This is a genomic window from Actinacidiphila sp. bgisy145 (assembly GCF_057708125.1).
On the sequence record NZ_JBYIRL010000062.1, the window covers coordinates 16,660 to 38,877 of the forward strand.

The 22,218-nt window shown below is 68.8% G+C and carries 22 protein-coding genes; 13 read left to right on the forward strand and 9 right to left on the reverse strand.

Annotated features, from left to right (window positions below; genetic code table 11):
* Nucleotides 1-4: 4 nt before the first annotated feature.
* Together AC3ERT_RS34475 and AC3ERT_RS34480 are read right to left on the reverse strand one after the other, a co-directional pair.
* Nucleotides 5-985, reverse strand: coding sequence for a restriction endonuclease (locus tag AC3ERT_RS34475; protein ID WP_435178927.1), 981 nt, complete (start codon nt 983-985; stop codon nt 5-7).
* 887 nt (nt 986-1,872) lie between these two features.
* Nucleotides 1,873-3,618, reverse strand: a complete 1,746-nt coding sequence (locus AC3ERT_RS34480; protein ID WP_435178929.1) for a hypothetical protein — start codon at nt 3,616-3,618, stop codon at nt 1,873-1,875.
* A 230-nt stretch (nt 3,619-3,848) separates the two neighbouring features.
* Between AC3ERT_RS34480 and AC3ERT_RS34485 the strand changes: the two genes are divergently transcribed.
* Together AC3ERT_RS34485 and AC3ERT_RS34490 are read left to right on the forward strand one after the other, a co-directional pair.
* Nucleotides 3,849-4,700: a hypothetical protein gene (locus tag AC3ERT_RS34485; protein WP_435178931.1), complete on the forward strand. Its 852-nt coding sequence runs from the start codon at nt 3,849-3,851 to the stop codon at nt 4,698-4,700.
* Between the two features lie 9 nt (nt 4,701-4,709).
* Nucleotides 4,710-5,891, forward strand: coding sequence for a helix-turn-helix domain-containing protein (locus tag AC3ERT_RS34490; protein ID WP_435178933.1), 1,182 nt, complete (start codon nt 4,710-4,712; stop codon nt 5,889-5,891).
* Between the two features lie 127 nt (nt 5,892-6,018).
* On the opposite strand, the gene AC3ERT_RS34495 is transcribed toward AC3ERT_RS34490, so the two are convergent.
* Nucleotides 6,019-6,981, reverse strand: coding sequence for a hypothetical protein (locus AC3ERT_RS34495; protein WP_435178935.1), 963 nt, complete (start codon nt 6,979-6,981; stop codon nt 6,019-6,021).
* Between the two features lie 487 nt (nt 6,982-7,468).
* On the opposite strand from AC3ERT_RS34495, the gene AC3ERT_RS34500 reads away from it, so the two are divergent.
* The gene (locus AC3ERT_RS34500; protein WP_435178936.1) at nt 7,469-8,002 is read left to right on the forward strand and encodes an NUDIX hydrolase; all 534 of its coding nucleotides are present in this window, start codon (nt 7,469-7,471) and stop codon (nt 8,000-8,002) included.
* 3 nt (nt 8,003-8,005) lie between these two features.
* Here the strand turns inward: AC3ERT_RS34500 and AC3ERT_RS34505 are convergent, their stop codons facing one another.
* The gene (locus AC3ERT_RS34505) at nt 8,006-9,262 is read right to left on the reverse strand and encodes an NsdA family TPR-like regulatory protein (protein WP_435178969.1); all 1,257 of its coding nucleotides are present in this window, start codon (nt 9,260-9,262) and stop codon (nt 8,006-8,008) included.
* A gap of 214 nt (nt 9,263-9,476) precedes the next feature.
* Between AC3ERT_RS34505 and AC3ERT_RS34510 the strand changes: the two genes are divergently transcribed.
* The 7 genes from AC3ERT_RS34510 (at nt 9,477) to AC3ERT_RS34540 (ending at nt 13,355) form a co-directional block, all read left to right on the forward strand.
* Nucleotides 9,477-10,157 carry an ATP-binding protein gene (locus AC3ERT_RS34510; RefSeq protein ID WP_435178937.1) on the forward strand — a complete coding sequence of 227 codons (681 nt, stop codon included), beginning with the start codon at nt 9,477-9,479 and terminating at the stop codon, nt 10,155-10,157.
* Nucleotides 10,158-10,416: 259 nt separating this feature from the next.
* The gene (locus tag AC3ERT_RS34515; RefSeq protein WP_435178939.1) at nt 10,417-11,019 is read left to right on the forward strand and encodes a hypothetical protein; all 603 of its coding nucleotides are present in this window, start codon (nt 10,417-10,419) and stop codon (nt 11,017-11,019) included.
* Complete coding sequence (locus AC3ERT_RS34520) at nt 10,919-11,434, forward strand: DUF6907 domain-containing protein (RefSeq protein ID WP_435178941.1); 516 nt, start codon at nt 10,919-10,921, stop codon at nt 11,432-11,434. Before AC3ERT_RS34515 ends, AC3ERT_RS34520 begins: the two co-directional genes overlap by 101 nt.
* On the forward strand, nt 11,431-12,312 hold the full coding sequence (locus tag AC3ERT_RS34525) for a helix-turn-helix domain-containing protein (protein WP_435178943.1): 882 nt from the start codon (nt 11,431-11,433) through the stop codon (nt 12,310-12,312). Before AC3ERT_RS34520 ends, AC3ERT_RS34525 begins: the two co-directional genes overlap by 4 nt.
* A gap of 35 nt (nt 12,313-12,347) precedes the next feature.
* On the forward strand, nt 12,348-12,914 hold the full coding sequence (locus AC3ERT_RS34530; protein WP_435178945.1) for a DUF6907 domain-containing protein: 567 nt from the start codon (nt 12,348-12,350) through the stop codon (nt 12,912-12,914).
* Nucleotides 12,911-13,033, forward strand: a complete 123-nt coding sequence (locus AC3ERT_RS34535; RefSeq protein WP_435178947.1) for a hypothetical protein — start codon at nt 12,911-12,913, stop codon at nt 13,031-13,033. Before AC3ERT_RS34530 ends, AC3ERT_RS34535 begins: the two co-directional genes overlap by 4 nt.
* A 61-nt stretch (nt 13,034-13,094) precedes the next feature.
* Entirely contained in the window at nt 13,095-13,355 is a 261-nt protein-coding gene (locus AC3ERT_RS34540; protein WP_435178949.1) for a helix-turn-helix domain-containing protein, read from the forward strand.
* On the opposite strand, the gene AC3ERT_RS34545 is transcribed toward AC3ERT_RS34540, so the two are convergent.
* The 4 genes from AC3ERT_RS34545 to AC3ERT_RS34560 all read right to left on the reverse strand — a co-directional run bounded on the left by AC3ERT_RS34545 (nt 13,330) and on the right by AC3ERT_RS34560 (nt 18,482).
* On the reverse strand, nt 13,330-15,021 hold the full coding sequence (locus AC3ERT_RS34545) for a relaxase/mobilization nuclease domain-containing protein (protein ID WP_435178951.1): 1,692 nt from the start codon (nt 15,019-15,021) through the stop codon (nt 13,330-13,332). The two genes, AC3ERT_RS34540 and AC3ERT_RS34545, sit on opposite strands and share 26 nt — an antisense overlap.
* A complete protein-coding gene (mobC, locus tag AC3ERT_RS34550) occupies nt 15,018-15,734 on the reverse strand; it encodes a plasmid mobilization relaxosome protein MobC (protein WP_435178953.1) in 717 nt (238 codons plus the stop codon). Before mobC ends, AC3ERT_RS34545 begins: the two co-directional genes overlap by 4 nt.
* Nucleotides 15,735-15,914: 180 nt before the next feature.
* Nucleotides 15,915-16,742, reverse strand: a complete 828-nt coding sequence (locus tag AC3ERT_RS34555) for a DUF2637 domain-containing protein (protein ID WP_435178955.1) — start codon at nt 16,740-16,742, stop codon at nt 15,915-15,917.
* Between the two features lie 420 nt (nt 16,743-17,162).
* Entirely contained in the window at nt 17,163-18,482 is a 1,320-nt protein-coding gene (locus AC3ERT_RS34560) for a DUF3631 domain-containing protein (RefSeq protein ID WP_435178957.1), read from the reverse strand.
* Nucleotides 18,483-18,862: 380 nt separating this feature from the next.
* Here AC3ERT_RS34560 and AC3ERT_RS34565 point away from each other — a divergent pair, with 380 nt between their 5' ends.
* From AC3ERT_RS34565 to AC3ERT_RS34575, 3 genes are all read left to right on the forward strand, one after another.
* Nucleotides 18,863-19,381, forward strand: coding sequence for a helix-turn-helix domain-containing protein (locus AC3ERT_RS34565; protein WP_435178959.1), 519 nt, complete (start codon nt 18,863-18,865; stop codon nt 19,379-19,381).
* A 213-nt stretch (nt 19,382-19,594) separates the two neighbouring features.
* The gene (locus AC3ERT_RS34570; RefSeq protein WP_435178961.1) at nt 19,595-19,900 is read left to right on the forward strand and encodes a helix-turn-helix domain-containing protein; all 306 of its coding nucleotides are present in this window, start codon (nt 19,595-19,597) and stop codon (nt 19,898-19,900) included.
* Nucleotides 19,901-19,910: 10 nt separating this feature from the next.
* A complete protein-coding gene (locus AC3ERT_RS34575; protein WP_435178963.1) occupies nt 19,911-21,149 on the forward strand; it encodes a tyrosine-type recombinase/integrase in 1,239 nt (412 codons plus the stop codon).
* Nucleotides 21,150-21,282: 133 nt separating this feature from the next.
* Here the strand turns inward: AC3ERT_RS34575 and AC3ERT_RS34580 are convergent, their stop codons facing one another.
* Nucleotides 21,283-21,804, reverse strand: a complete 522-nt coding sequence (locus AC3ERT_RS34580; protein ID WP_435178965.1) for a hypothetical protein — start codon at nt 21,802-21,804, stop codon at nt 21,283-21,285.
* Nucleotides 21,805-22,218 lie beyond the last annotated feature (414 nt).

The window sequence follows — 22,218 nt, forward strand, 5'->3', positions numbered from 1 at the left end:
TGGCTCAGATCAGCTCCAAGACCTCCGACAGCGGCTGGCCCCACGTGGCCCACCGTTCCAACTTCTGGGCCTCGACCAGATGGATCTTCTGACTGTCGGCAAAGCGGCGAGCAGGCAGCGAGAAAGTACCGTTCGTCATTGCGATCACGAGGTCCGCGTTATGTACGGGGCGTGCTGTACCGTTTAGTCGCTGCAGGTCCGGAGAGCCAATCGCTCCGGATCCAGCGGAAGCTCGATGCTTACACTGAATCACGACGATTTCGCCTTGCGGGCTCTCTGCGATGACGTCGGCCCCAAGGTCGCCGGCGCCCCCGCCCGAGCGAGTCACCCGGTACCCATCCCTGCGCACAAGGTCGGCGGCGAGCTGCTCGAATTCCGAGTGGTGAAGAGCATGGATCTGTTCGAGTGTCATGCTGGCCTCGGAGCGGACGAACGCCATTCGGTGGGCGTCAAGCATCGCGACACGGTGCAGTTCCTCGGCATCCGCGTTCAGCAGCTCGGCGACCCGATCAGCTGCGTCCGAATACTGAGACCACAGTGGCATCATGGTCTCAAAGGGGGATGGCTCACTGGACTTGGCTGTCTGCCTATGACGCCTCACTGCGGGATCGCCGAACGTGTCTTTCATTTTTTTGAAGGCAGTTCTGGCTTCGTCCAGGGCCTGTTCGGCTTCGGTGAGTTCGTCGGCTAGACCTTCGACGAGCTGGCAAGCCGCTGCGCGGCACAGATCCGCTATCGGCTTCGGGGTATCGGCCAGGGCTGCGGTTTGGCGGGCCTTTGCTTCCGCCCTCTCGCGGCTCACGTCCTGCACGTGTTCGTACAGAATCCCAAGGATGCTCTGGGCGTAGGTGGCCTCGGTTGTGTAGATGAAGGAGGCCAGCAGTTGGTCTTGAGTCGCCTTGCCGATGGCATCGCCCATCCAGCGCCGGAAGTCCTTGTTTGCGTAACGATGCGGCCGTATTTTGCCGAGCGTCTTGATGATCACCTGCAGAACCTACAGGGCTCCACTGACAGTCAACGCCCCAGATCAGATGACCAGGTTGCTTGAGGATCATCGCGCTCCCGCATCGGAAGAGTCCGTGCAGGGGCACCTTTTGTATGTCCAGACGCGGTTGACCTGGCGGTACCTCTCGACCGGCGGCGGGTTGGTCGCTGGGCGCATGCGGGAGAGGTAGTGGAGGCCGTCGAGGTGGTCGACCTCGTAGTGAATGGAAGCGGGCGGGGCGGCGCCCGTAGACGGTGCCGATCGTGGCGCAGCGAAGGGTGGTGGTCTCGACGGTCATAGTGAGGGATGGGCGACGAGGCCGCGGATGTCCAAGCCAGTGATTGAAGCGGAACGCATCCGGGCCGGATCTGACCTGTGGTGGAGCGCCGATCATGGCTCTGACCAGGCACTTCGATGTTGGCGTGCGTTGGCCTCCGACGGAGACTAGCGGGTGTCCTGCGGACTGTCCGAGGTTCCCCAAGAAGACCAAATCCGTGGCGCAGCGGTCGCCCCCTCAACGACACTGCGCGGATGAGCGACCGCTACCCATTTCCCTGCTGCGGTCACCGCGTCCTTGACGAGATGCCCGGATCCCTTCGGGATCTGCCCCGTCTGCTTCTGGGAAGACGACGGGTCCAATTCCGGCCAGGAGCTGGCTACCGCCCCGTGACCATCGCGACCGTGCGTCGCAGCCGCTGTCGCACTGCTATCCGGCGCTGCCTCCCGCTCACGTGACCAGCAACTTTTTCGGCCAGCCAATGCATCCTGCGGTGATCGTCGCTGGTGTCGGCACGGGCATCGCTCAGAACCTCCCTCTGCGCACCCACTGTTCAGCGACCGGTCTCTGCATGCCGTGTGACTGTCCCGCTGCCACCTGAACCTGCACGTCACCACGCCGACGGATTGCCGTTGGCCAGCCAGAGAACCTGGGACGCGTAGCGGCGGGTGTCGTCCGTATAGCGCTCACTCGCGTCCTCGTCAGCCGGTTGCACCTCCGGCAGATGCTCGTTGATCATCACTACGATATGGCGTGTCGGGAGCCAGCCGGGCAGGGTGTTGATCATTGATTTCGGACCCCGTGCTACTCCTGCACCACCGTCGTCCAAAGGCTCGCTCCAATCGGCGATGCCGACAAGCACCGCCGGCAACAGGCCCGGGTCGTGGAGCAATGCCTCTTCCACGGTGGTCCGCACCCGGTCGGCGTCGCTGAAATCCGCGGTCCAGTTCAGCAGATGGAGGATGTACGACCGGTTCTCGGCCCACACAGAGGCGTCCTGCCACTGCTCGGCCATGAGGACCTGGCGTGCGGTGGCGTGCGCCAGGTCCCGGAGTTCGGTCCTGCCGTCCTCTTCCGCAGTGATGGCCAGGTACTTCAGCAGGAAGCCGCTCACGGCCAAAGGACGCACCCGCCCGGCCCGCACGATCAGGTCCCGGAAGGTGGGATCGTCGGCGTTGCGTGCCACCCGTGCGGCCAGGCGCGTGGTCGCCGGCAGCCCAACTGCCAGCAGGGACAGCAGTTCGGGTAGATCGGACACGACGCCGGCGGAGTCGACGAGCTGCTCGTAGAGATCGGCATCGTACGGGCGGTGCCTCACCCTGCTCCAGGGGCGGGCCCGCTCCAGCAGCTCTTGGTGGAGCCGTGCCGCTCGCGCTCCGTCGCTTTCGTCGGCGGCTTCCTCCGAGCGCGGCGAGCACCGCGCCGGCGGTTGCTGGGCGTCGTCTCCGCGCCAGACATCCCCCAGGGCTTGCGCTGCTCGGCGCAGCTCATCAATCGCTGCCTGCAGTACGCCGTCGTCGGGCCCCGGCGGGCTCGGCCATCGGCCAGCCGCCCGGGTGAGCCCGCGTGCCCCGTCCTCGACCCACTCGCACCACGGCCGCAGCGCCGGGGCTGCCGCCTGTACGGCGTGTAGTTCGGCGACCAGCGGGCCGATCTGTTCCTCCAGAACATGCACTGCCTTGCCCAGCGACTCGAGCAAGGCATCACGCGCGGAGGCGGTCTCCATACGCGACGGCTCGACCTGCACCCGCTCGCCGTTCGCATCGAACGCGGGCATCATGCGGTTCGCCCGGTCGCGTACGGCATTCCACGCCTCCACCGCTTGGACCGCCCCGCGGCGCGTGGACCGCGCCGACTCGATCATCAGCCCTGCATAGCGGATCGCGGTGATCACCGTCGTGGCGCCGGCATGGGCGATGCCGGCCCGATGGGGGTCGAAGGAGTTGGCGGCGATCTCGGCGGCCTGTGCGTCGTCCACCGGCCAGGAGCGGTGCAGGTCGAGGCACTCCTGCAACTGCTCCTTCTTCCACGCGTGCAGCAGTTCCGGCGGGTAGTGCTCGGGTGTGTCGTCGATCTCCGCGGCGTGGTCGTTGCACAGCGGCAGGAGATTCGCGGCGCTCTGGTTCTCCTCGGCCGACATGCCAGGATCCCAGCGTGGCCCGCCCTCACTGCGCGCATGGATGTGCGCGACGCTGCTGTTCAGCAACCATTCACCGGTCTCGTCGTTCATCCGGTACAGCGGCCGCAGGCAGCCCGGCTTTGCGCAGCGGAACGCGGTCCCGTACAGCTGCTTGACGATGCTGTCCTTGGGTTTGGGATGTACGAGCGGCCTGTGCCGCTGCTCTTGCTGGGCCACCCCGACATTCTGCTCCCTCAGCTGGCAGGCGGCACCCGAACGGGCTGTCAACCGGCAGGCCGCACATGCTCGCAGGGTCGGTGCCGGGTCCGTCGTGCGAGGCGGGACAGGCAGCCAGAGCTCCGCACGGGGCTGCGGGCGCGCCCTCAACTTCCTTGACTGCGGTGCGCAACATGTGCGCCGTGCTTGATTCTCGCGCAGAAAATGCGGCCTGCTGCTATGCTCGCTCCGTGGACATGACTCTCGAGCAGGCCATGAAGGACCTCCGTCGCGACGGGGTGCTGAGCATCATCGAAGACGTCACCAAGCTGGTGTACGAGACCAACGCAGACCGCTACGAGCCCGCGCACGGCGACGACTTGGGCACCTTCGGGCAGCTCACCTGGCGCAACATCTCCAACCTGGCGCGCTTGCGCCTGGTCCAGGCGGGCATCCCGGCCCGTACTGTCGCAGGCGGCGCCATCGAGATCACTTCCGGGCGCTGGGTGGTGCGGTTCTACAAGTTCCCTCTCACCGCCTCGGACAAGATCCCCGCCAAGCTGGAGAAGATCCGCTGGGACGGCAGCGGTCCGCGGCTTCGCGGCGCGGTCGCCAACAGCTCCGCAGGCGTACAACTCGTCCTCGGCGAGGCGTCCGAGTGGGACTCAGCCTTCGAGGCGACGATCATGCAGGGCCACGTCCGGATCATGCACACGGGCGATCCGGAGACCGGCGGCTGCGTGATCGAGATCGGGCTTCCCCGCGACAACCGCGCCGGAGGCTCGCCCTGGCTCGACGGAACAGCCGAACTCCACAACGGCCTGCACGCCGCGTTGCCGGCCCCCAGGACTAGTGCCGAGACCGGCGGGCAGCTCGACGTGGGCGAGGAACGTGCCGGGGCCGCCGCGCGGCCGGCGCTGGAGGAGGAGCGGTCGCTGCTCACCGAAGCGTTCGAGCAGGCCCGAGACGACGAAGGGCTTCCCTCCTCGGACGACTCCAAGACGCAACCGAATTTCACCGATCTCGACGAGTCCAAGATCGACCTGAAGCGCCGTCCGAAGGATCCGGACGAGCAGCCGAAGACGTACCGCGAAGAAGACTGAGAATCCACGATGTCCACAACTCGCCAACGCCAGCGGCAAAGAGAGGCTGAATTTGCTTCCCGCGCCTTCGACCCTGAATCCCTCACGACGGCCCGCCAGCTGCGCGGTCTGCGCAAGAACGAACTGGCCAAGCTGGTCGGACTGACACCGGCAGCGGTCAGCCAGTACGAGCTCAGCCAGAGCCGCCCTTCCGCGAGCGTGGTTGCGCACCTGGCGATGGCGCTCGGGGTTCCCGCCGCATTCTTCGCCGGCGGCCATCCGCATCCCGCCATGCCGAGTGCTGCCCACTTCCGGAGTCTGCGTGCCACGACTCAGCTGCAGCGGGATCAAGCCCTGGCCTTCGGGAAGATCGCCTGGCAACTGGTGACCACGGTCGAGAAGTACGTGGAACTCCCCGCCGTGTCCCTTCCCCGGCTTCCGCTGCCCGCAGATCCGCAGCGCTCGGACGTCGCGTCCATTGCACAACAGGCCCGAGCCGTACTCGGCTTGCACCAGGGGCCTGTGCCGCACATGACGCGCCTGCTGGAATCACACGGCGTGGTGATCATGGAGTTGCCCCCGGTGTCCGAACGGGTCGACGCCTTCTCCCACTGGTACGGCAGTCGTCCGCTGGTCTTCCGCAATCCGTTGAAGAACGACCGGCCTCGCTCCCGCTTCGATGTCGCCCACGAGGCGGGGCACCTGATCATGCATCTGGATGCCGAGCCGGGCAGCCGAATCGTTGAGAACCAGGCCCACGACTTCGCGGCCGAGTTCCTCATGCCCAGCGCCGAGATCGTCGATGAGCTGCCCCGCCGTTTGGACTGGGAGAAGCTCTATGCCCTCAAGCGGCGATGGGGAACCTCGCTCAAGGCCATCGTCTACCGCGCGCACGCTGTCGGCGTGTTTCGCGAGACGACCTACAAGAGAGCGATGATGACGCTCTCTCAGCATGGGGATCCGGAACCCTGCGACCTAGGGCCCCGCGAGTCCCCGCTGCTTCTCGAGTCCGCCGTTCGCCTCTGCGAGGACACCGGAGTGACCTTCGATGACATCGTTGCCAGGTCCGGCCTCCCCCTGGAACTGGCCGATCAGGTCTATGCCACGGCCACTATGACGCGCCCCCGCCTCACTCTTTCGTCCACCGAAGCGGATGAGGACGATGCCCCGCTCGATGACGGATCAGGATTTCTGCAACTCGTCGATGGGTGACCGAGCCCGGATCATGTTGAAGACAGGTGAGTGAGTCTCTGGCGAAGCCCTTCGACGGCCCGCCGGAGGCCCACACATCGGCTGCTGCTGTGACGGCGGTACCGGCATCCGGATGACGAGTGGCGGCTCAGTTCTCCTCCATGGCTTTCTGCACGTCACCCGGGCGGAGCGTGGTGGTCTTCAGCGGGCCCATTTTGCTCGCAGTGGTCGTCGGCGGGAATGCCCGGACGACTACGACGTATACCCGGACTCCGGCCAGGTCGAAGAACGGCGGCCAGGAATCGGCCGGGCCGTCGCCGTTGACCACCAGAGTCCGGTTGTCCGTAAGGTTGAAGACGACCAGGTAAGCGACGTGCTTCCCGTAGTCCACGGCGTACTCGTACACCTGCCTAACGCCCTTGGCGACGTAGGCGACGTCTCCCTTGAACAGCTTGCCGTCCAGCACGATCGGGTCCTCACCTTCGAGTTCACCGACCAGGTCGGGCTCCCCGGTGGTGGAGCGGGGCTTGGCGTAGGTGACGTAGTGGGCGTCCTGGAACAGGAACTTCTGCAGGTCGTCGTTGTACAGCTCCTCGCCGGTCGAGGTCCTTTCCAGGTACTGGGTGTTGAGAGCGACGCGGTTGAACCGCTCGGTGAGGTAGACGTAGCGGCGCAGGGCGGCGACGACGCTGCTGCGGTTCTGCAACTGCTCGGAGAGCCACACGAACAGCGGAGTGAACGCCTGGTCGGCGAACTGCTGGATCATGTCGTCGATATGCCTGGTCGTCCGGCCGCAGATTTGAACGGCCAGGTTTTCCGCCTGGTCGGGCTGAAGGCCGCTCAGCAGGTCCCAGGCGAGTACGGCCCGGCCTTCCTCGGTCTGCGTCGGCCAGACGATGCCGTCTTCGTTCTGGCACTGGCTCAGCCAGTCCTCCTGGGCCGGCGGCTCTTCGACCTGACGAGCTTCGGCGATGATCGCAGCGAGGAGCGGCTGCTTTCCGATCCAGGCAGCGGTGTACTTGACCTCGCTGCCGAAGTTCTGCCGCCTTGAGTTGACCACCTGCCGGTACCGCCTGGCGAGAGACTGCTGCAGATCATCCAGTAGGCGCATGCGGTCCGTCCTTCCGTCGGCGACGACCTGCTATGTTTCGCAGATCTTGCCGACAACGCGAGTACGGGCCGTGAGATGCTCATCGCCCGGTTCCGCGACGTGCCTCCGGCCGGGACGGGCGGCCGGGACTCGCCGGACCCCTGGGTGACGGTGCCACAGGCCAACACGCTCCTGGCGCTGGGGGAGAGGCTGAGCCGACCGATCAGCGCCTCTCCAGGTTGGGCCCGTTCTGAATCTTCCCCTTGGTCACCGGCATGATCACGGGATAGCGCGCGCTGGCACGATGCCGACGCTGCACTACGGTCTTCGACCGATTGTGCGACTACTCGTTCTCGCCGGGATACACGGTAGAGGTATCACATCACCAAGCATTCCTCCCCCCCCCCCGCGCCCATTGGGGAGATACTCCCCTGATGATCGTTTTCGCCCGTGGTCATGTTGTAGGTGTCATCCTGGAAGCCGGGCGACGAGGTGGGGAGTTGGCGGGATGCGGTGGCAGGTGCATGGTGAGCGGCAGATCTACGGCAACCCGTGGGTCAACCTGTGGTTGGTCGATGTGCAGCAGCCTGATGGGCGCCGGTGGGAGCACCATGTCGTGCGGATGCGGCATTTGGCGGTCGCTGCGGTGGTGGATGAGCAGCAGCGGGTGTTGATGATGTGGCGGCATCGGTTCATCACGGATACGTGGGCTTGGGAGCTGCCGATGGGGTTGATCGAGGCGGACGAGTCGCCGGAAGAGGCGGCGGCGCGTGAGGTGTTGGAGGAGACCGGCTGGCGGGTGGAGTCGATGAAGCCGCTGGTGTACGCACAGCCGGCGAACGGGATCACGGACTCCGAGCACTACGTGTTCCGGGCGGATGGGGCTACGTACGCGGGGCCGCCCACGGAGCAGAACGAGTCTGACCGGATCGAGTGGATTCCGTTGAAGGACATCCGGGGGATGATCGACCGCCGGGAGATCGTGAGCAGCGGCAGCCTCGTTGGCCTGCTGCACCTGCTGCTGGACAGCGCGGGCGTCTGATCGTCACGTGAGGGCTGAGCGCATGCGGTCCTCGAAGCCCAGGACGGCCGGCTCGCGTGCGAACGGTGCGAGCCGGGTGTGGAATTCGCGCAGGTGCCCGGCCACGCGGGGTGAGTCGAGGGTCGCGGTCAGGTCGAGTGCTGCCGTGGCGGAAGCGACCGCGGCGTCGAGCTTGCCCTGCTGGAGTTGGACGTCGGCGAGCCAGACGGTGTGGAACGCCCGTCCGCGCTGCTGGTCGACGCGTTCGCGCCGCAGTCCCTCGGTGATGAGGGACTCCGCGCGGCTCGCCTCGCCGAGTTGGCCGAGTGCGATGCCGGTGTCGACGATGAGCTTGGTCTCGTCGAAGTAGCGCACCCAGGCAGGTGCTTCGGTGGGCGGTTCCGCTGCGGCGAAGGCGTCGTTGGCGCGGCGGAGGGCGTCGTGGCAGGCGGCAGCGTCGCGGAGTGCGGCGTGGGCGAACGCTTCGCGCATGGCGAGCATGGAGACGACGAGTCGCGACGTGGTCCCTCGCCGTGCGACGTCCTGTGCGGCCGAGGCCAGCGCGACTGCGTCGGTCTCCCTGTTCTCGTAGGTCGCTTGCAGGCTCAGGCACGAGAGGACGTTCGCGGTGAAGGAGGCGTCGCCCGTCTCGCGCGCGAGGTCGAGCGCCTGGCGGAAGTAGGTGCGGGCGGTGCCGTACTGCCGTGCGTCGAAGTACGCCCAGCCGGCCATACGGGCCAACTCGGCGGCAAGGGCGCGAAGGTCGTCGGCCAAGGGACCTGCGGGGGTGTGGTGCAACCGGCTGGTCACGTACCGCAGGTGGCCGACGACCGCGGGGCGCAGCGATGCGCCGCCGTGCTGGTCGTCCCTGCGCCAGTAGTCCTCGATCGACGACTGCATGGCCATGAGCGAGGAGCGCGTGACGGGTCCTTCGACGGCGGTGAGGAGGTCGTCTAGGTCCGCGCGGTCCGGGGCGTGTCTGGCCGCCGGCGTGGAAACGGGCGGGGCGGGGTCGGCTTCGCGGACGGGCATCGAAGCGTTGGGCGGCAGCTCCCAGGGGCGGTGGGCGAGGCCCAACATCGCTCCGGGGATGCGGAGGCCGTCGGCGACCCGCTCGATGACGTCGATGTGGGCGAGGCGGCGCTGCCCGGACATGATCTCGCCGACCCGGCTCGGGGTCATCCCGCACAGCGAGGCGATGCGGGACGGGTAGATGCCGGCGCGTGCCTTCGCGAGCCGGAAGATCAGGCCGAAGTCGCGTTCCCTGCATGCTTTTTGCATCTGCGGGTCTGCCAAGGCGGTGGCGGGAAAGCCTGGTTGCTTCTCGGGCACGGCTGTCACCCCCTCTCCCGATTGCTTCACGACATTACCCACGTTGGGTAATCACCGTGGCCTGATTGCGTGATCGCTGCTCGGCAACCATCGACTCAGCGCCGCGCTCCTGCGTGACGGGGGCGTTGCGGTGCCACGGTCACGCGTTCCGAAGGAGCACGTCATGCCCTCTCAGTTCCGCTACCCCGGCTTCCGGTCGAAGCTGCACGTGCAGATCCGGCCACCGTCCACCGAGCGGTACCGCGTGCGTTTCCGCTGCGAGCCGTCGGCGATTCGCGGTGTACGGGCCGACGCTTCGCGGAAGTTCGCCGAGTGGGCATTGGCCGAGGGCATGGTGGATGACGCCTTGACCGTTGTCTCGGAGTTGGCGACGAACGCGGTGCGGCATGCGGGTGCATGTCTCGTCCCGGGGGTGAGGGCGGCTGGCGAGCCTTCGCTCCTCCTCGATCTGCGGGTCGCGGCCGGTGCTCTGTACGTCGCGGTTCATGACGGCAGTGACCAGGCCCCGGTCGTGCGCCCCGCATCCGAAGACGTCGAGACGGGCCGTGGATTGCGGTTGGTTGCCGGGCTGTCCGACGGAGCGTGGGGCTTCTACCCCCGCGTGGATGGTCCGGGGAAGGTCGTCTGGGCCGCTCTGCGTCTCGAAGCCGGGTCGCCCACGACCGGTCACGTCCCTGGGCAGGCCGTCACCGAGCGGCACAGGAAGTGGGGCACCGACTTCCGTGAGCGCGTTCGCGCGGTGCATCGGCTCGGGCCGAACGGCAGGTACCGCGCGGCTCTGGAGAATCTGCGACGGCGCTCATGGGTGGCTACCGCCGCTGCGCACGACACGCACCCGCGGTAGGCACCCCCCTTTGCTCCGCTCCAGCGGCACGCCCGCAGGCGTCACCCACGTCGCCGTACGCACTCCCGTCCCCGTGCATGCGGCAGCGGGCACCCCTCGCCACTGGAGCGGTCCTTCCCCGCTCCGGCCATGCCGAGTCAAGCAGGCATCCACGCCCCCAACTCCCCACGGGCGTGACGGACTCGCGGCACCTGCCCGTGGCCGGAGCGGGCCCCACCCAACTCCCGTGTGCAGCGATCCGACGAAGGAGTCGATCCGGATGCCCAGCCGTCACCCGCGCGGCCTCACCTGCGGCCGACGCACCTTCGTGCCGCCCCGCCTCGTCACTGCGGCCCTGGGCGTGGCCAACAGCGTGCCTCCGGCCTGGGACGGGCTGGTGTACAGCCCCGACGATGTTGGCAGGCTGCTGGTTTGCACGCTCCAGGCCCACTGCGGGCCGGTTCACCACGGAGAGGTGCTGAACCTGCACGGTCCGGACGCCGGCACCGTCTGGGCGGCCTGGCGCGACGACGTCGAGCCCTACCTCGCCGTCCTGCTGCCCGACTGCCCGGTCGCCACCTCCGATGGTGGTGAGGCGTGCAGCGAGTTCGCCGGGCATCTCGGCGCGCACAGCTGGGAGTTGGCCGACCCGGTCCTGCCGCCCGCGCTCCTTACGGCCTTCGGCCCGCTCCTCGCCGAGCAGGACCGGCCGCCCGACGGACGCGTGCTCGACGCCGCCACCCGTTTCCACCGCCCCACCACGAACAGGAAGAACCCGCACGATGAAGCCCACGGTCCCTTCGCCCGCCGCCTTACCCGCCACCGAACCCGACGCGACGACCAGCTCGGCGCTGAAGTGGCTGATCGCTACGACCACCGGTGAGAAGGTCTCCGGCTACCTGCCGGCCTGGGCCGCCGAGGACCCGAGCGAATCCGACGTGCCAGCGGAGGAGTTGGCCGTGCGGCTGGCGGACGTCTGCCACTACAGGGAGTTCCCCGGCCAGGTCCTGCGGGCGTACTCGCCCGGCAACACGACGAACGGGCCCGAGGAGTTGGAGGTCATGTCCTCCAGCATCACCTGCACGCCCTACGCCCCGGTTCCCGAGCTGGCTGTCCCGGTTGTCACGGTGAGGGTCGCCGGGGAGTACTGGATGACCGACCTCGACCCGACGGGGCTGGCCGAGATCGTCAAGGGCCTGCGCGCGGTCGCCGACCGGCTCGACGGTGTCGTCATTCCCCAGCTCAACACCGTCCGCGCCGAGTGGACCGCCCACCACAGTGCGGGAGCGCGCCCGTGAGCACCGACACGACGTCCGTCGTGGACTCCGTGACGACCAGCGGTGATCGGCTCGCCGCTTTCCGGGCTGCGATCGCCTCCGGGCAGGTGAGCGCTCGTGCCCTGTACGCCCATCACCTTGCGTTCCTGCGGGCGAAGGCCGGTCTGTCCTTGGTCGAGTTGGCCGACCGGTGCCATTACGAGCAGTCCTACCTCCACCGCCTGGAGACCGGTGGGCGGCTGGGCAACATGCGCGTCGCCGAAACCCTCGACCGCTTCTACAGCACCGGCGACCTGCTCGCCGGGCTCTGGCACCTGGCCAAACGCGAAGCCAAACGCGCGGCCAGCGGACTCACCGCCCTGGAAGCGGCCGCGACCAGCATCCGCGCATACGCCCTCACCACCATCCCTGCTCTGCTCCAAACCCCTGCTTACGCCGAAGAGCACCTCGCCACCACCCACCCGCAGTCACCGGAGGTGTTGGCCGGGCAGCTCAACGTGCTCCGCGAGCGGCAGGCCCGCCTCACCGCGACCGTGCCTCATCCGGTCCGCTACCGGGCCGTCCTCGACGAACTGGTCCTGCACCGCGGCGCCCGCAACAAGGCGACCTGGGACGGCCAACTCGACCACCTCATCGCCACGGCACACGAGCCCGCGGTCACCCTCCAACTCCTCCCCCTCCACGCCGGTCCCCACGACCTGCGCGGCTCGCTTCAGCTGCTGTCCTTCCGCGTCGGCGCCACCCTCGCGTACGTGCACGGCACCCTTACCGACCAGATCACCGACGACCCCGACGACATCGAGCACCTCAGTCGGCAGTACGACGAACTGCGCGACCTCGCCCTCACCCCCGCCCAGACCATCGAACACCTCCACACCCTGCGCACCAGCACCCGCTGACCAACCACCGCCACTCCACCCAGGAGCCACTGGCCATGAGCCCCACGATCCTGCTCACCAAGCCCACCACCATCTCCCCCGAGCCCACCGCACGGCCGCCGGAACCGACCCCACCGACCACCTGGACGATCACCACGGTTGAGGGCATCACCCTGACCGGCCACCAGCCCGACTGGTCCGAGGACGACCCCAGCCAGACCGGTATGACGTTGGACCAGGCGGTGGACTACCTGCGCGGCTACGCCCACTTCACGATGCTGCCCGTCGACCCGGTCCTGCCGCTCGCCACCCTCGACATCGACATCAGCGGCACCCGCTTCCGCGAGTCGACCAGCGTGATGTTCGCTGCTCAGATCGCCTGCCACCCCTACAGCCAGCAGCCGCACGAACGGGTCCCCACCGCCTCGCTGACGGTCGTCGACGCGTGGGATTTCGAGGGCCTGGCCCCCGCTGACCTGGCGCGCTTCGCCGCCCAGATCCGCACTCAGGCCGACTACTTCGAGGACACTGTCCTCCCCGGCCTGATCGCCGCTCGCGAGGACTGGGCCGCTCGTCACCCCACGGCCCCCGCGAGCAGCCCGAGCAAGGCTGAGCTGCCGTGATCCGCCACTGGAAGATGGTCCTCATCGCCGGTTGGACCGGCATCGCGCTGATCGCGCTCCTGGCCCTCGCCTGTGGACTCGTCCTCGGCCTGGCCATCGCCGGCCAGCCCGTCCCGTGATCCTGTTCCGCACGGCAGACCGGCTGTGCATGGGTCCGCGATCGATCACCTGGGAGCAGGCATGCCGTCACGTGCTCGGGCTCGGCCCAGAAGGCTGGGCCAGGAGCCGGAGGCCGTCACGTGGGCCCGTGAGAGGGCAGGGCTGACCAAGCGGGCCCTGGCCGGGCGGGTGGGGATCTCCGAGCAGCTCATGGGGGAGATCGAGTCGGGCTGGCGCAACGCCACACCCGCCAACCTGCTCAAGATCGCTGCGGCGTTGAACTGCCCCCTGGTGGTCCTGGAACGCAAGCGCGGGCTCAACGACGCCGGTGCTGGTGGTTGATGTCGTTCGTGCCGGTGGGAGTTGGCGTCGTGCTGGGTGTGGGCGGGGTTCGGTGGGACACGGGGGTGCTGCGGGCCATTGCCGCTCGAGCCCGCGGGCTCGGCGCTGGACGTTGGGCGAGGCGGTGGAGGCGCCAGATGAGGACGTGGGCGGGGGAGCGGGCGTCGGTGAGGGCGCGCTGGTCGGCGGCCAGTTGGAGGAGTCGGGTGGGGTCGTGGCCGGCGGTTTCGGCGTCGGTGAGGGTGATGGCCAGGGCCGGCCAGGCGGGGTCGGCGAGGATCTGTTCGGCGTGGGCGGGGACGGCCTGGTGGATGAGGTGGTTCCAGCGTTCGACGGTGCGGTGGGTGAGGGCGGTCAGCCGTGCCGCTGCGGCGTGGTCGTAGGCGGCTTGCAGGTGTGCAAGGGCCTGGTGGGCGGCGGTGACTTGCTGGTCGTGGTGGCGGGCGGAGTGCCAGCGCTGGATGGCGATCACGGCGAGGATCGCGGCGTCGAGGAACATCACCAGGCCGGTGCCGTCGCCGGTTGAGGGCTGGCGGGCGATGGCGCGGATGGCTCCTCGCAGGGCGCGGGCGTGCTGGTGCTCGGCGGCGATACGGGAGCGGCTGGCGCGCTCGAACGCGAGGGCGGCTTGCCGGAGTTGGGGTCGCAGGTTCACCGGTGCGGTGAGGGGGAGGGCGTCGAGGGCTTCGGCGAAGGCGGCGATGTGGGCTTGGGAGGCTGCGTCGTTGGTGCCGGCGAGGTGGTGGGGGATGCGTGCGGTGGCGGCGGTGGCCTGGTGCCACGGGTCGGTGCGGCGGATGCCTGGGCCGACGGTGGCGGTGGGTTCGGTGGTGGTGAGGCGTTCGCGGATCTGGGGGTAGGACAGGTCGGGGGCCAGGGTGGAGCCCGAGAACCAGATGGGCTCGCCGGCGGCGTTGGTGTCTCCGTCGAGGGCGACCTTGTAGCCGCGGATGTCCCCGGACGGGAAGCGGAGCACCTCGACGTGGACTCCGCTGCCGGCCAGCAGGTGCAGGTATTCCTCGGGGCTGGTGGACACCGCGACGACGGTCCGCGCGATCGTACGGAGCTGCTCGCGCGGGGTGCGGGCGCGGCCGGTGCGGTGGGCCTTCTCGGTTTCGGCGCGTGTGGGGCGTTTGGCGGCTGTGCCGTCGCCGGGGGTGACGCGGCGCAGTCCGTAGTCGGCTTCGATGCGGCGGGCTTCGGTCTGGGCGCGTTTGTAGGAGTAGGCGTCGTGGGGTTTGGTGCCGTCTTGGCGGACCTTGGTGGCGAGGATGTGGATGTGGTCGTCGGCGTGGCGGACGGCGATCCACCGGCAGGCGGCGTCGTCGCCTTCGGGTGCGATGCCGGTGGCGTGGACCATGCGGCGGGCGATGTTCGCCCACTGGGCGTCGGTGAGGTGGGGGTCTTCGGGGGCGGCGCGCACCGAGCAGTGCCAGACGTGTTGGGCGGGGCGTTCGGCGGGGTCGATGGCTTGGACGGGCAGGTCGAGGTAGTCGGCGAGGTGCTTGAACGTGGCGTTCGGGTCGCGTGCGGGGTCGGGGGCCAGCCCGTCGAGGGAGGCGACGAGGTGGGGGTCGGTGTGGGCTTCGTGGCCGCGGCCGGTGCGGTAGAGGTAGCCGATCGCCCCCGCGGTGTTCGAGCCCGCCTTGTGGATGGAGGGGATCACGCGCGCTCGGCCAGGGTCTGGGCGGCGGCCTCCAGTCGGGCGGCTGCGCGGCGGACATCGGCGAGAGCGGCCTCGGCGCCGATGGGGTCGGCGCCGGAGTTGAAGGCGCGGGCGATCTGGTTGACGTTGTTGCCGATGCGGGCCAGGTCGGTGCGGGCGGCGACGAGTTCGCGGATGGTGCCGCGTAGGTCCAGGAGGTTCGCCGCGACACGGTCGATGTCTTGTGCGGCGGCGAGCGAGGCGTTCGCCATGAACTTCGCCAGGCTCGCACCGACATGGTCGGCGGCAGCCTTCACCGAGGCACGTTCGGTGGTGCTCAGGCGGACGCTGACGGCGGCGCGCTGCTTGTTCTGACGCGCACGGGTACGGCGCTGCGAACGCGCACGCGTCGCGCTTGTCCCTGGTGCGGGGCAGCCCTCGGCCCCGCACCCCGCACCGGCCGCCCCCTGGCGGCCGGACTCCTGCGCCACCCCCGGGGCGCAGGACCGCGTACCGGGCGCTCCCCCCGCGGGGGAGTGTCCGATCGCACAACTTGCTCCGTCCGGACCCGCGTTGGTGACGGCTCGCCCCCACAGGCCGGCGAGTTTTCGGGACTTGCCTGCGGGCTTACTGCTTTCCCCGGTGTCCTGGCTGAGGTTGGGGTTGCATTTCACGGTGCTCTCCAGCGGCGGGTTCTTGGTGTGGCGGATGACGGGGCGGGCATCGGTGGCCATGGTGCGGAGGGTTGGCGGTTTGGCCGAACCGCTTTCGGGGTGTAGGGATCGGAGCCGGATGTGCGGAAGTCCCAGGGTTGGGGAGATCCGCACATCCGGATCAGGTAGCGGTGGGCGCGGTCACCCGCCCGCCTGGGTGAGGCCGGTACAGACGGACGACCGGCGATACGGTTCCTCGGGTCAGCCGTCGGCAGGGTGGTCTCGTGCTGGCTCCGGCTCTGGCTGCGGAACACCTGCGGTGGTGGCGTGTTCGTCCCTGAGGTGCTGCATCAGCGTGGTGAAGCGGGCGCTGCCGACCGGTGTGCCGGCGTCCTTCAGGGCCTTCTTGACCACGGCGGTGCTGACGCCGTGGTCGGTGACGGCGGGGCGGGCTATGCCCAGCAGTTGGTCCATGGTTGCTGCCGGTGGTCGTCCGGTGCGTTTGCCCGGGGTGGTGGGTGCGGTGCTCCCCGGCCGGGTTCGCGCGATGGGTGGCGAAGGCTGGGCTGGGGTGGTTGCCGGGGCCGGGGCCCGTTGGGCTGGCGAAGTGGCGGCGACCACTGGTGCCGTGGTCGGCTGGTGCTGCTGTGTCGGTTGGGGTGGTGGGTGGAGGTGGTGGAGGAGGGTGGGTCCGACGGTTCCCCAGCCGAGCAGGAGTGTGGGGGCGACGGTGTCGATGGCGGCGCGGCCGTAGTGCCTGGCGAGTAGGGGCTGGGCGGTGTTGAGGGCGAGGGTGAGCAGGCCGCACAGGTGCATGAGGCGGGTGGCGGGGCGCAGGTGGGCGGGGTCGGTGCCGTGGGCGGCGAGGTGGTGGAGGGCGACGAGGAGGCCGACGACAGACAGGTCGACCATCGGGGCTATCAGGGGTGCGATCGGGCGGGGCACGCCGAGTCGCAGGGCCAGGGCCCAGACGTTGCCGAAGGAGAACACGAAGGCGAGCGCGGCGATGACCGCCATCACGACGGTGATCGTGGTGCGGGCGAAGGTACCCGTGGCGGCGGGGTGCGCGCCGGTGGGGGTGGTGGGCATGCGGGAGGACGTCCTTACGGGCGAGGGGTGGGCTGGAAGATCCGTCTTGGCGTCTTGGCCGTTGCAACCGCAGGTCAGGGCGAGTACGGCAGGGGCATACCCGGCGGGTGCGTGCCGTCGCGGGTAGGGGCTGCTGCCGTACCGGTACGGAACCGGTTCCGTCTTAGGACGCTGAGCCGTCTCGACGGAAGGCGCCCTGAGCTGCGGTTATGCGGCAGGGACGGTTGGGACGGCACGAGACGGACCTGTCTGCCGTCACGGTCTGGCGTGCCGCTCACGCGCGTGGTGCGGTGCCTGTTCCGTGGCTGAACAGGCACCTTGCTCAGCGGCTGAACAGCGGTCTGCTCAGTTTCTGAACACCGTGCGGCAGTCCGCGGCCTTAACGCAGGGACGGCTGCGATGCGTCCTGCGGGTGGCGGGTCAGCGTGGGGTGCCCTGTCTCGGGGCGGGGCCGAGGGGGTGGACAGTGGGGCAGTAGCGGCGCCAGGCGTCGGCGAACTTGTTGCGCATGTAGCCCTTGCGCTGGGTGCCGTCGCCCATGCGGACGTTGCCCGACGAGATGCCGAACTCGCGCAGCATGCTGGCGAGTCCGCGCGGGGTCAGGCCGCCTCGCCCCCATTCGCCCCAGGGAGCTTCCGGGTCGCCGTTGAGGGCGAACAGGAGCTGGTCGGTAGAGATGCTGTCGGGGTCGCCAGCGGCGTGGAAGATCCGGCGGATGTCCGCCAGGATCCGCGCACCGCTGGGCTGGTCGTCCTCGGACTCGGCCTCGGCGGTGACCAGGCGTGTGCATGCCTGCCGAGCCCGGCGAGGCCAGGTACCGCCCGCGAGGTCGGCGACGATGACCAGCGGCTCCCAGGTGTCGGCGGCGCGGTCTTCGACCGGCATCTGCGGTTCCAGATGCAGCGCCTGGTCGGCCAGGGGCTTGGCCCAGCGCGCGAGTTCCGTGCGCATGGCGCGCAGGGCGGGGCTGTCGCGCTTGGTGCGGTAGGGCGAGACGCGTTCGCCTTCGGCCCGGCGGCGCATCCGGATCACGATGGAGCGGTCCATGATCGTGTCGGGGAGGTCGCCGATGCCCGCGATGGCCGCCATGGCGAAGGTGTGGAACCGGTGCGGGGTGTGGTCGTTGCCCACCACGCGCAGGACGTAGCGGTCGCGCTGGTGCCCGGCGTTGAGCAGACCGCGCATCTCCTCGTTCTTCTCGGCCATCTTCGGGCTGCCGAAGATCGTGTCGGCCTCGTCTACCAGGAGGGTGGGCGGCTCCTCGGTGATGGAGCGGAAGACCGCCGCCGGGGTGGAGTTCACGGTCAGGACCGGGCTGTGGACGGTCTCAGCGAGGACATCGAGCAGGCGGGACTTGCCGCACCGCTTGGCCGGTCCCACGACCGCCAGGCGCGGGGCGTGCTGCCAGGCACCCTGCAGATGGGACGCCGCGACCCACAGCGTGGCCGCGTCCAGCGCCGCCTCGGAGGGCAGAACCACGAACCTGGCGATCAGCGCCCGCAGCCGCCTGAGCAGCTCGTCGCCCTCGGGCGCCGGGACGTCGGGGATCTCTGGCGGCCCGGTCGGCTCCTCCAGCCCGTCCGGTGCGGGCGCCTGGACGGGGGCGGGGAGCGGGGATACGGCGTCGGGTTGGGGTGGCCGGTGGGCGCCGCCTGGCTGTGTGACGGGCGGCCAGGTGCCGACCGGTGGGATCGGGCTTGGGGCTGCGGGGCCGGGGCTGGAGGCAGTACCCTCGTTCACGGAGACTCCTTGCTCGGCGGGTTCCGGGGGGCAACCCGGTCCGCCGCTGGCTGACTGTCCTGGGATGGGCGGTGGCGTGGTTTCCGTCAGGCCCCCGGTGTTGGTAGCGCCGGGGGCTTTGTGCTGTGCGGCGTCGGCCTCGACGGTCAACCTCCTTCAGGTTAGGATCTTAATGCGGGATTAGAACATTCGTATCACGGCACCCGCCCACCAGTCAAGCGCTTCTGGCATTCTTGGAGCATGCGATTCCAGCATGTTGGCTGGTCGGAGATGGTCACGATCCCATAACGAAAGTTCCAACCGCTTGCAGCATGGATTCATCATGCGGTATCGTTTTATTCCATCCCGGCGCGTCGAGACCGGGTCGAAGGGAGGTCCACATGTCCAGTCCGCACGCGCACCGCTACACGCCCCTGGAGGGCGAGGCCCTGGTGGCGCACAACATGAAGGTCCTACGGAAGGCCGCACGCCTGTCCCAGGAAGACCTGGCCGAGCGCATGACCCAGCTCGGGTTCAAGTTCCACCAGACCCAGATCGCCAAGATCGAGAACGGCACCCGCCTGCTGCGCTTCGACGAGGTCGTCGGCCTGGCCAAGGCCCTCAGCGTCCCCGCCGCCCACTTCATGACCGAGGCCGTCGCCGGCCCGGACGAGCCGGACTACGAACTGCAGGAGGCCGGCTACCGCGTCCAGAAGGCCGAGCAGGAGTGGAAGACCGCCCACGACATCGAGCAGGGCGCCAGAGCCCGACTCGAGGAGGCCGAGCGCGAGTACGACGAGATCGCCGACCGCCTCGCCGCCCAGGGCGTGAACGTCAGCCAGGACACCGGCCCCGAGTGGTACCCCGCCCCCAACTCGACCTGGGACCCGCTGCGCAGAGGAGCGTCCGAAGGCCAGTAGGAGGTCACCTCCCACTGCCACGGCCTCACTCGGCCGCCCGCCCGTGCCCGCCAGGCAAACAGCCGTTCCCATCGGCCCAGCCTTGCTGCACACCCGGACCGGTCCTCGGCGCTACCAACGCCCAGGGGCCACCCACGCGGGATCGCTTCATCCACCGCCCATCCCACCAGTCAGCACGGCAGCGCGTTGCCCCGCGCCGCCGAAAGGAACCCCATGCCTGCAACACCCACGCCCATCGCCTTGCTGGCGGACGCACTCGGCGTCGGCCAGCAAGACCTTCTGCGCATGCTGCACGCCAGCACATCGACTGCGTACGACCCCACGCTGGTCGCGCTCACCGTCGAGGAAGCCGCCCGGCGCCTGAGCGTCGGCCGGACCACGATGTACGCGCTCCTCGCCTCCGGTGAGATCCCGTCCGTGACCATAGGCCGCCTGCGCCGTATCCCGGCCGAGGCGCTGAACGAGTACGTCGCAGCCCGCACGCAGCCCGCCCGTTCGACCGTCGCCCTCGCGGCTTGAAAGGGCTGTCATGACCAAGTCCCGACAGCCCAACGGCGCCTCATCCATCTACCTCGGCAAGGACGGCAACTGGCACGGCTACGTCACCGTCGGCGTCAAGGACGACGGCAAGCCCGACCGCCGCCACGTCAAGCGCAAGACCCGCGCCGACACCACCAAGGCCGTCCGCGCGCTGGAGAAGGAGCGCGACGCGGGCCGTGTCCGCAAGGCCGGCCAGACCTGGACGGTCGAGTCCTGGCTGACCCACTGGGTCGAGAACATCGCGGCCCTGCACGTCTCCGAGAACACCATCGACGGCTACCGCGTCGCCGTCTATCACCACCTCATACCCGGCCTGGGCGCACACCGCCTGGCGAAGCTGGAGCCTGAGCACCTGGAGCGCTTCTACAAGAAGATGCAGGCCAACGGTAGTTCGGCCGGGACCGCCCACCAGGTTCACCGGACCGTGCGCGCCGCCCTCAACGAGGCCAGGCGCCGCCGCCACCTGACCGAGAACCCGGCCACCATCGCCAAGGCCCCGCGCCTGGAAGAGGAAGAGGTCGTGCCCTACACGATCGAGGAGGTCCAGCTCCTGCTGGAGGTGGCCAACCGCCACCGGAACGCGGCGCGGTGGGTCATCGCCCTGGCCTTGGGCCTCCGGCAGGGCGAGGTGCTCGGCCTCAAGTGGACGGACGTCGACTTCGACCACGGGGTGCTCGTCGTCCACCGCGGTCGGCTGCGGCCCCGTTACCAGCACGGTTGCGGCGACACGTGCGGTCGCAAGCCCGGCTATTGCCCGCAGAAGATCAACGTCCGGCGCGAGACGAAGGAGACCAAGTCCCGAGCCGGACGGCGGCCCGTCGGCGTCCCCGATGAGCTGATGAAGCTCCTTGTTGAGCACCGCGACGAACAGGACCGGGAGCGCACCATTGCCCGCGACCTGTGGGTCGAGAAGGGGTACGTCTTCACCTCGCCGACCGGAGAGCCGCTCAACCCCAACACTGACCACCACAAGTGGAAGGAACTGCTGGAGGCAGCCGGCCTGCGGGACGGCCGACTGCACGACGCACGCCACACCGCGGGGACTATCCTCCTGATCCTCGGCGTCCCCGACACCGTCGTCGACGCGATCATGGGCTGGGAACCCGGCCAGTCGGCCCGCCTGCGCCGCCGCTACCAACATCTCACCAGCCGGGTCCTGAAGGACACGGCGGACAAGGTCGGCGGACTGCTCTGGACCCGCCCGGACCAGCGGCCTCCCGCCGTCTGATCTGGACAGCAAACCGCGGACCTCAGGGGACCCTCGTCGGCGAACGGCGGGGGTCCCCTGAGACCGCGCGGTTTCGAGACTCGACCTCGCCTGCCGGAGATGCAGCATGCCTGCTGGCGTAAAGCGGCGATTGCTACCGGTTCTTCTTGCGGGATGCCTTCACTTGCTTCTGCTGCCGTTTCTTGATCTGCTCTGCACGCTTCCGTGCGGCCAGAACCTGCTTCTCTGCTGGAGTGAGCATGGCTCTACGGAGGGCGGACTCCAGGAGCTGCTCGTCTTCCCCTAGCCAGGCTGGGCTCCGCCCCGCACCTGTCTCGTCGTTGGTCAGGGCCGCCGTGAGCTCGTCCTGCAGATCTTCGGCGCGGTTGTAGTTGATGATCGCGATCGGTGCACCGTAGACGACCCCTTGCCCGGCGTGGGTCTGCTTGAACTCGTAGTCGTTGTAAGCAACGACCGCGCCTCCGATACCTCGAGCGTCGCCCTTCGGGATATCGGCCCCGTACATGTTCGAAGCCTCGCCTCGGCGGCCTTCCGGGCTGCTCAGGAAAGGGCACACCATAGCGGCGTAGATCATGCACGTCCGGTGGCCAAGGGCCTCAGCCGTAGGAGCGTTGTTGAGGAACTCCTTACCGACGCTGAGGACGGCATCGATCATCTCCGCTTCGTCTCCATCGACGACCCGCCAGACCGGCCCAGGCTTCATCTCCCGACCGCAGACCGTGCATCGACGCTCCGCGACGCAAAGAAACACCCGACCCACGCTGGTGCTCGCGAACTGAGGGGTTCCGTCCTCCCAGGGAGTGATCGCCGGCACGGGGTACCCGCGTTCGTCTCGCGGGCGGGTGGTGATGCCGGTGGGCATAGTGACGTCGGCGACTCGCATCAGCGAATATATGGCTCTGCTAGCCGACCGCGCCTGCTCTTCAAGAACACCGCTGACAAGATCAACGGACTGCCCTGGACCCGCCCGGACCGGCAGTCTCCCGCCGTGTGATCACGGCAACCGCAACCCAAACTGCAACCCTCGAACGACGTGGGGGGGGGGGGGGGGGGGGGGGGGGGGGGGGGG

Excerpts from the sequence above, each read along its gene's own strand:
- AC3ERT_RS34500 (WP_435178936.1), top strand. The coding sequence starts at position 7,469 with ATGCGGTGGCAGGTGCATGGTGAGCGGCAGATCTACGGCAACCCGTGG.
- AC3ERT_RS34575 (WP_435178963.1), top strand. The coding sequence starts at position 19,911 with ATGACCAAGTCCCGACAGCCCAACGGCGCCTCATCCATCTACCTCGGC.
- AC3ERT_RS34505 (WP_435178969.1), bottom strand. The coding sequence starts at position 9,262 with ATGCAAAAAGCATGCAGGGAACGCGACTTCGGCCTGATCTTCCGGCTC.
- AC3ERT_RS34530 (WP_435178945.1), top strand. The coding sequence starts at position 12,348 with ATGAGCCCCACGATCCTGCTCACCAAGCCCACCACCATCTCCCCCGAG.
- AC3ERT_RS34515 (WP_435178939.1), top strand. The coding sequence starts at position 10,417 with ATGCCCAGCCGTCACCCGCGCGGCCTCACCTGCGGCCGACGCACCTTC.
- AC3ERT_RS34565 (WP_435178959.1), top strand. The coding sequence starts at position 18,863 with ATGTCCAGTCCGCACGCGCACCGCTACACGCCCCTGGAGGGCGAGGCC.
- AC3ERT_RS34570 (WP_435178961.1), top strand. The coding sequence starts at position 19,595 with ATGCCTGCAACACCCACGCCCATCGCCTTGCTGGCGGACGCACTCGGC.
- AC3ERT_RS34520 (WP_435178941.1), top strand. The coding sequence starts at position 10,919 with ATGAAGCCCACGGTCCCTTCGCCCGCCGCCTTACCCGCCACCGAACCC.
- AC3ERT_RS34490 (WP_435178933.1), top strand. The coding sequence starts at position 4,710 with ATGTCCACAACTCGCCAACGCCAGCGGCAAAGAGAGGCTGAATTTGCT.
- AC3ERT_RS34540 (WP_435178949.1), top strand. The coding sequence starts at position 13,095 with ATGCCGTCACGTGCTCGGGCTCGGCCCAGAAGGCTGGGCCAGGAGCCG.
- AC3ERT_RS34555 (WP_435178955.1), bottom strand. The coding sequence starts at position 16,742 with ATGCCCACCACCCCCACCGGCGCGCACCCCGCCGCCACGGGTACCTTC.
- mobC (WP_435178953.1), bottom strand. The coding sequence starts at position 15,734 with ATGGCCACCGATGCCCGCCCCGTCATCCGCCACACCAAGAACCCGCCG.
- AC3ERT_RS34580 (WP_435178965.1), bottom strand. The coding sequence starts at position 21,804 with ATGATCGATGCCGTCCTCAGCGTCGGTAAGGAGTTCCTCAACAACGCT.
- AC3ERT_RS34495 (WP_435178935.1), bottom strand. The coding sequence starts at position 6,981 with ATGCGCCTACTGGATGATCTGCAGCAGTCTCTCGCCAGGCGGTACCGG.
- AC3ERT_RS34510 (WP_435178937.1), top strand. The coding sequence starts at position 9,477 with ATGCCCTCTCAGTTCCGCTACCCCGGCTTCCGGTCGAAGCTGCACGTG.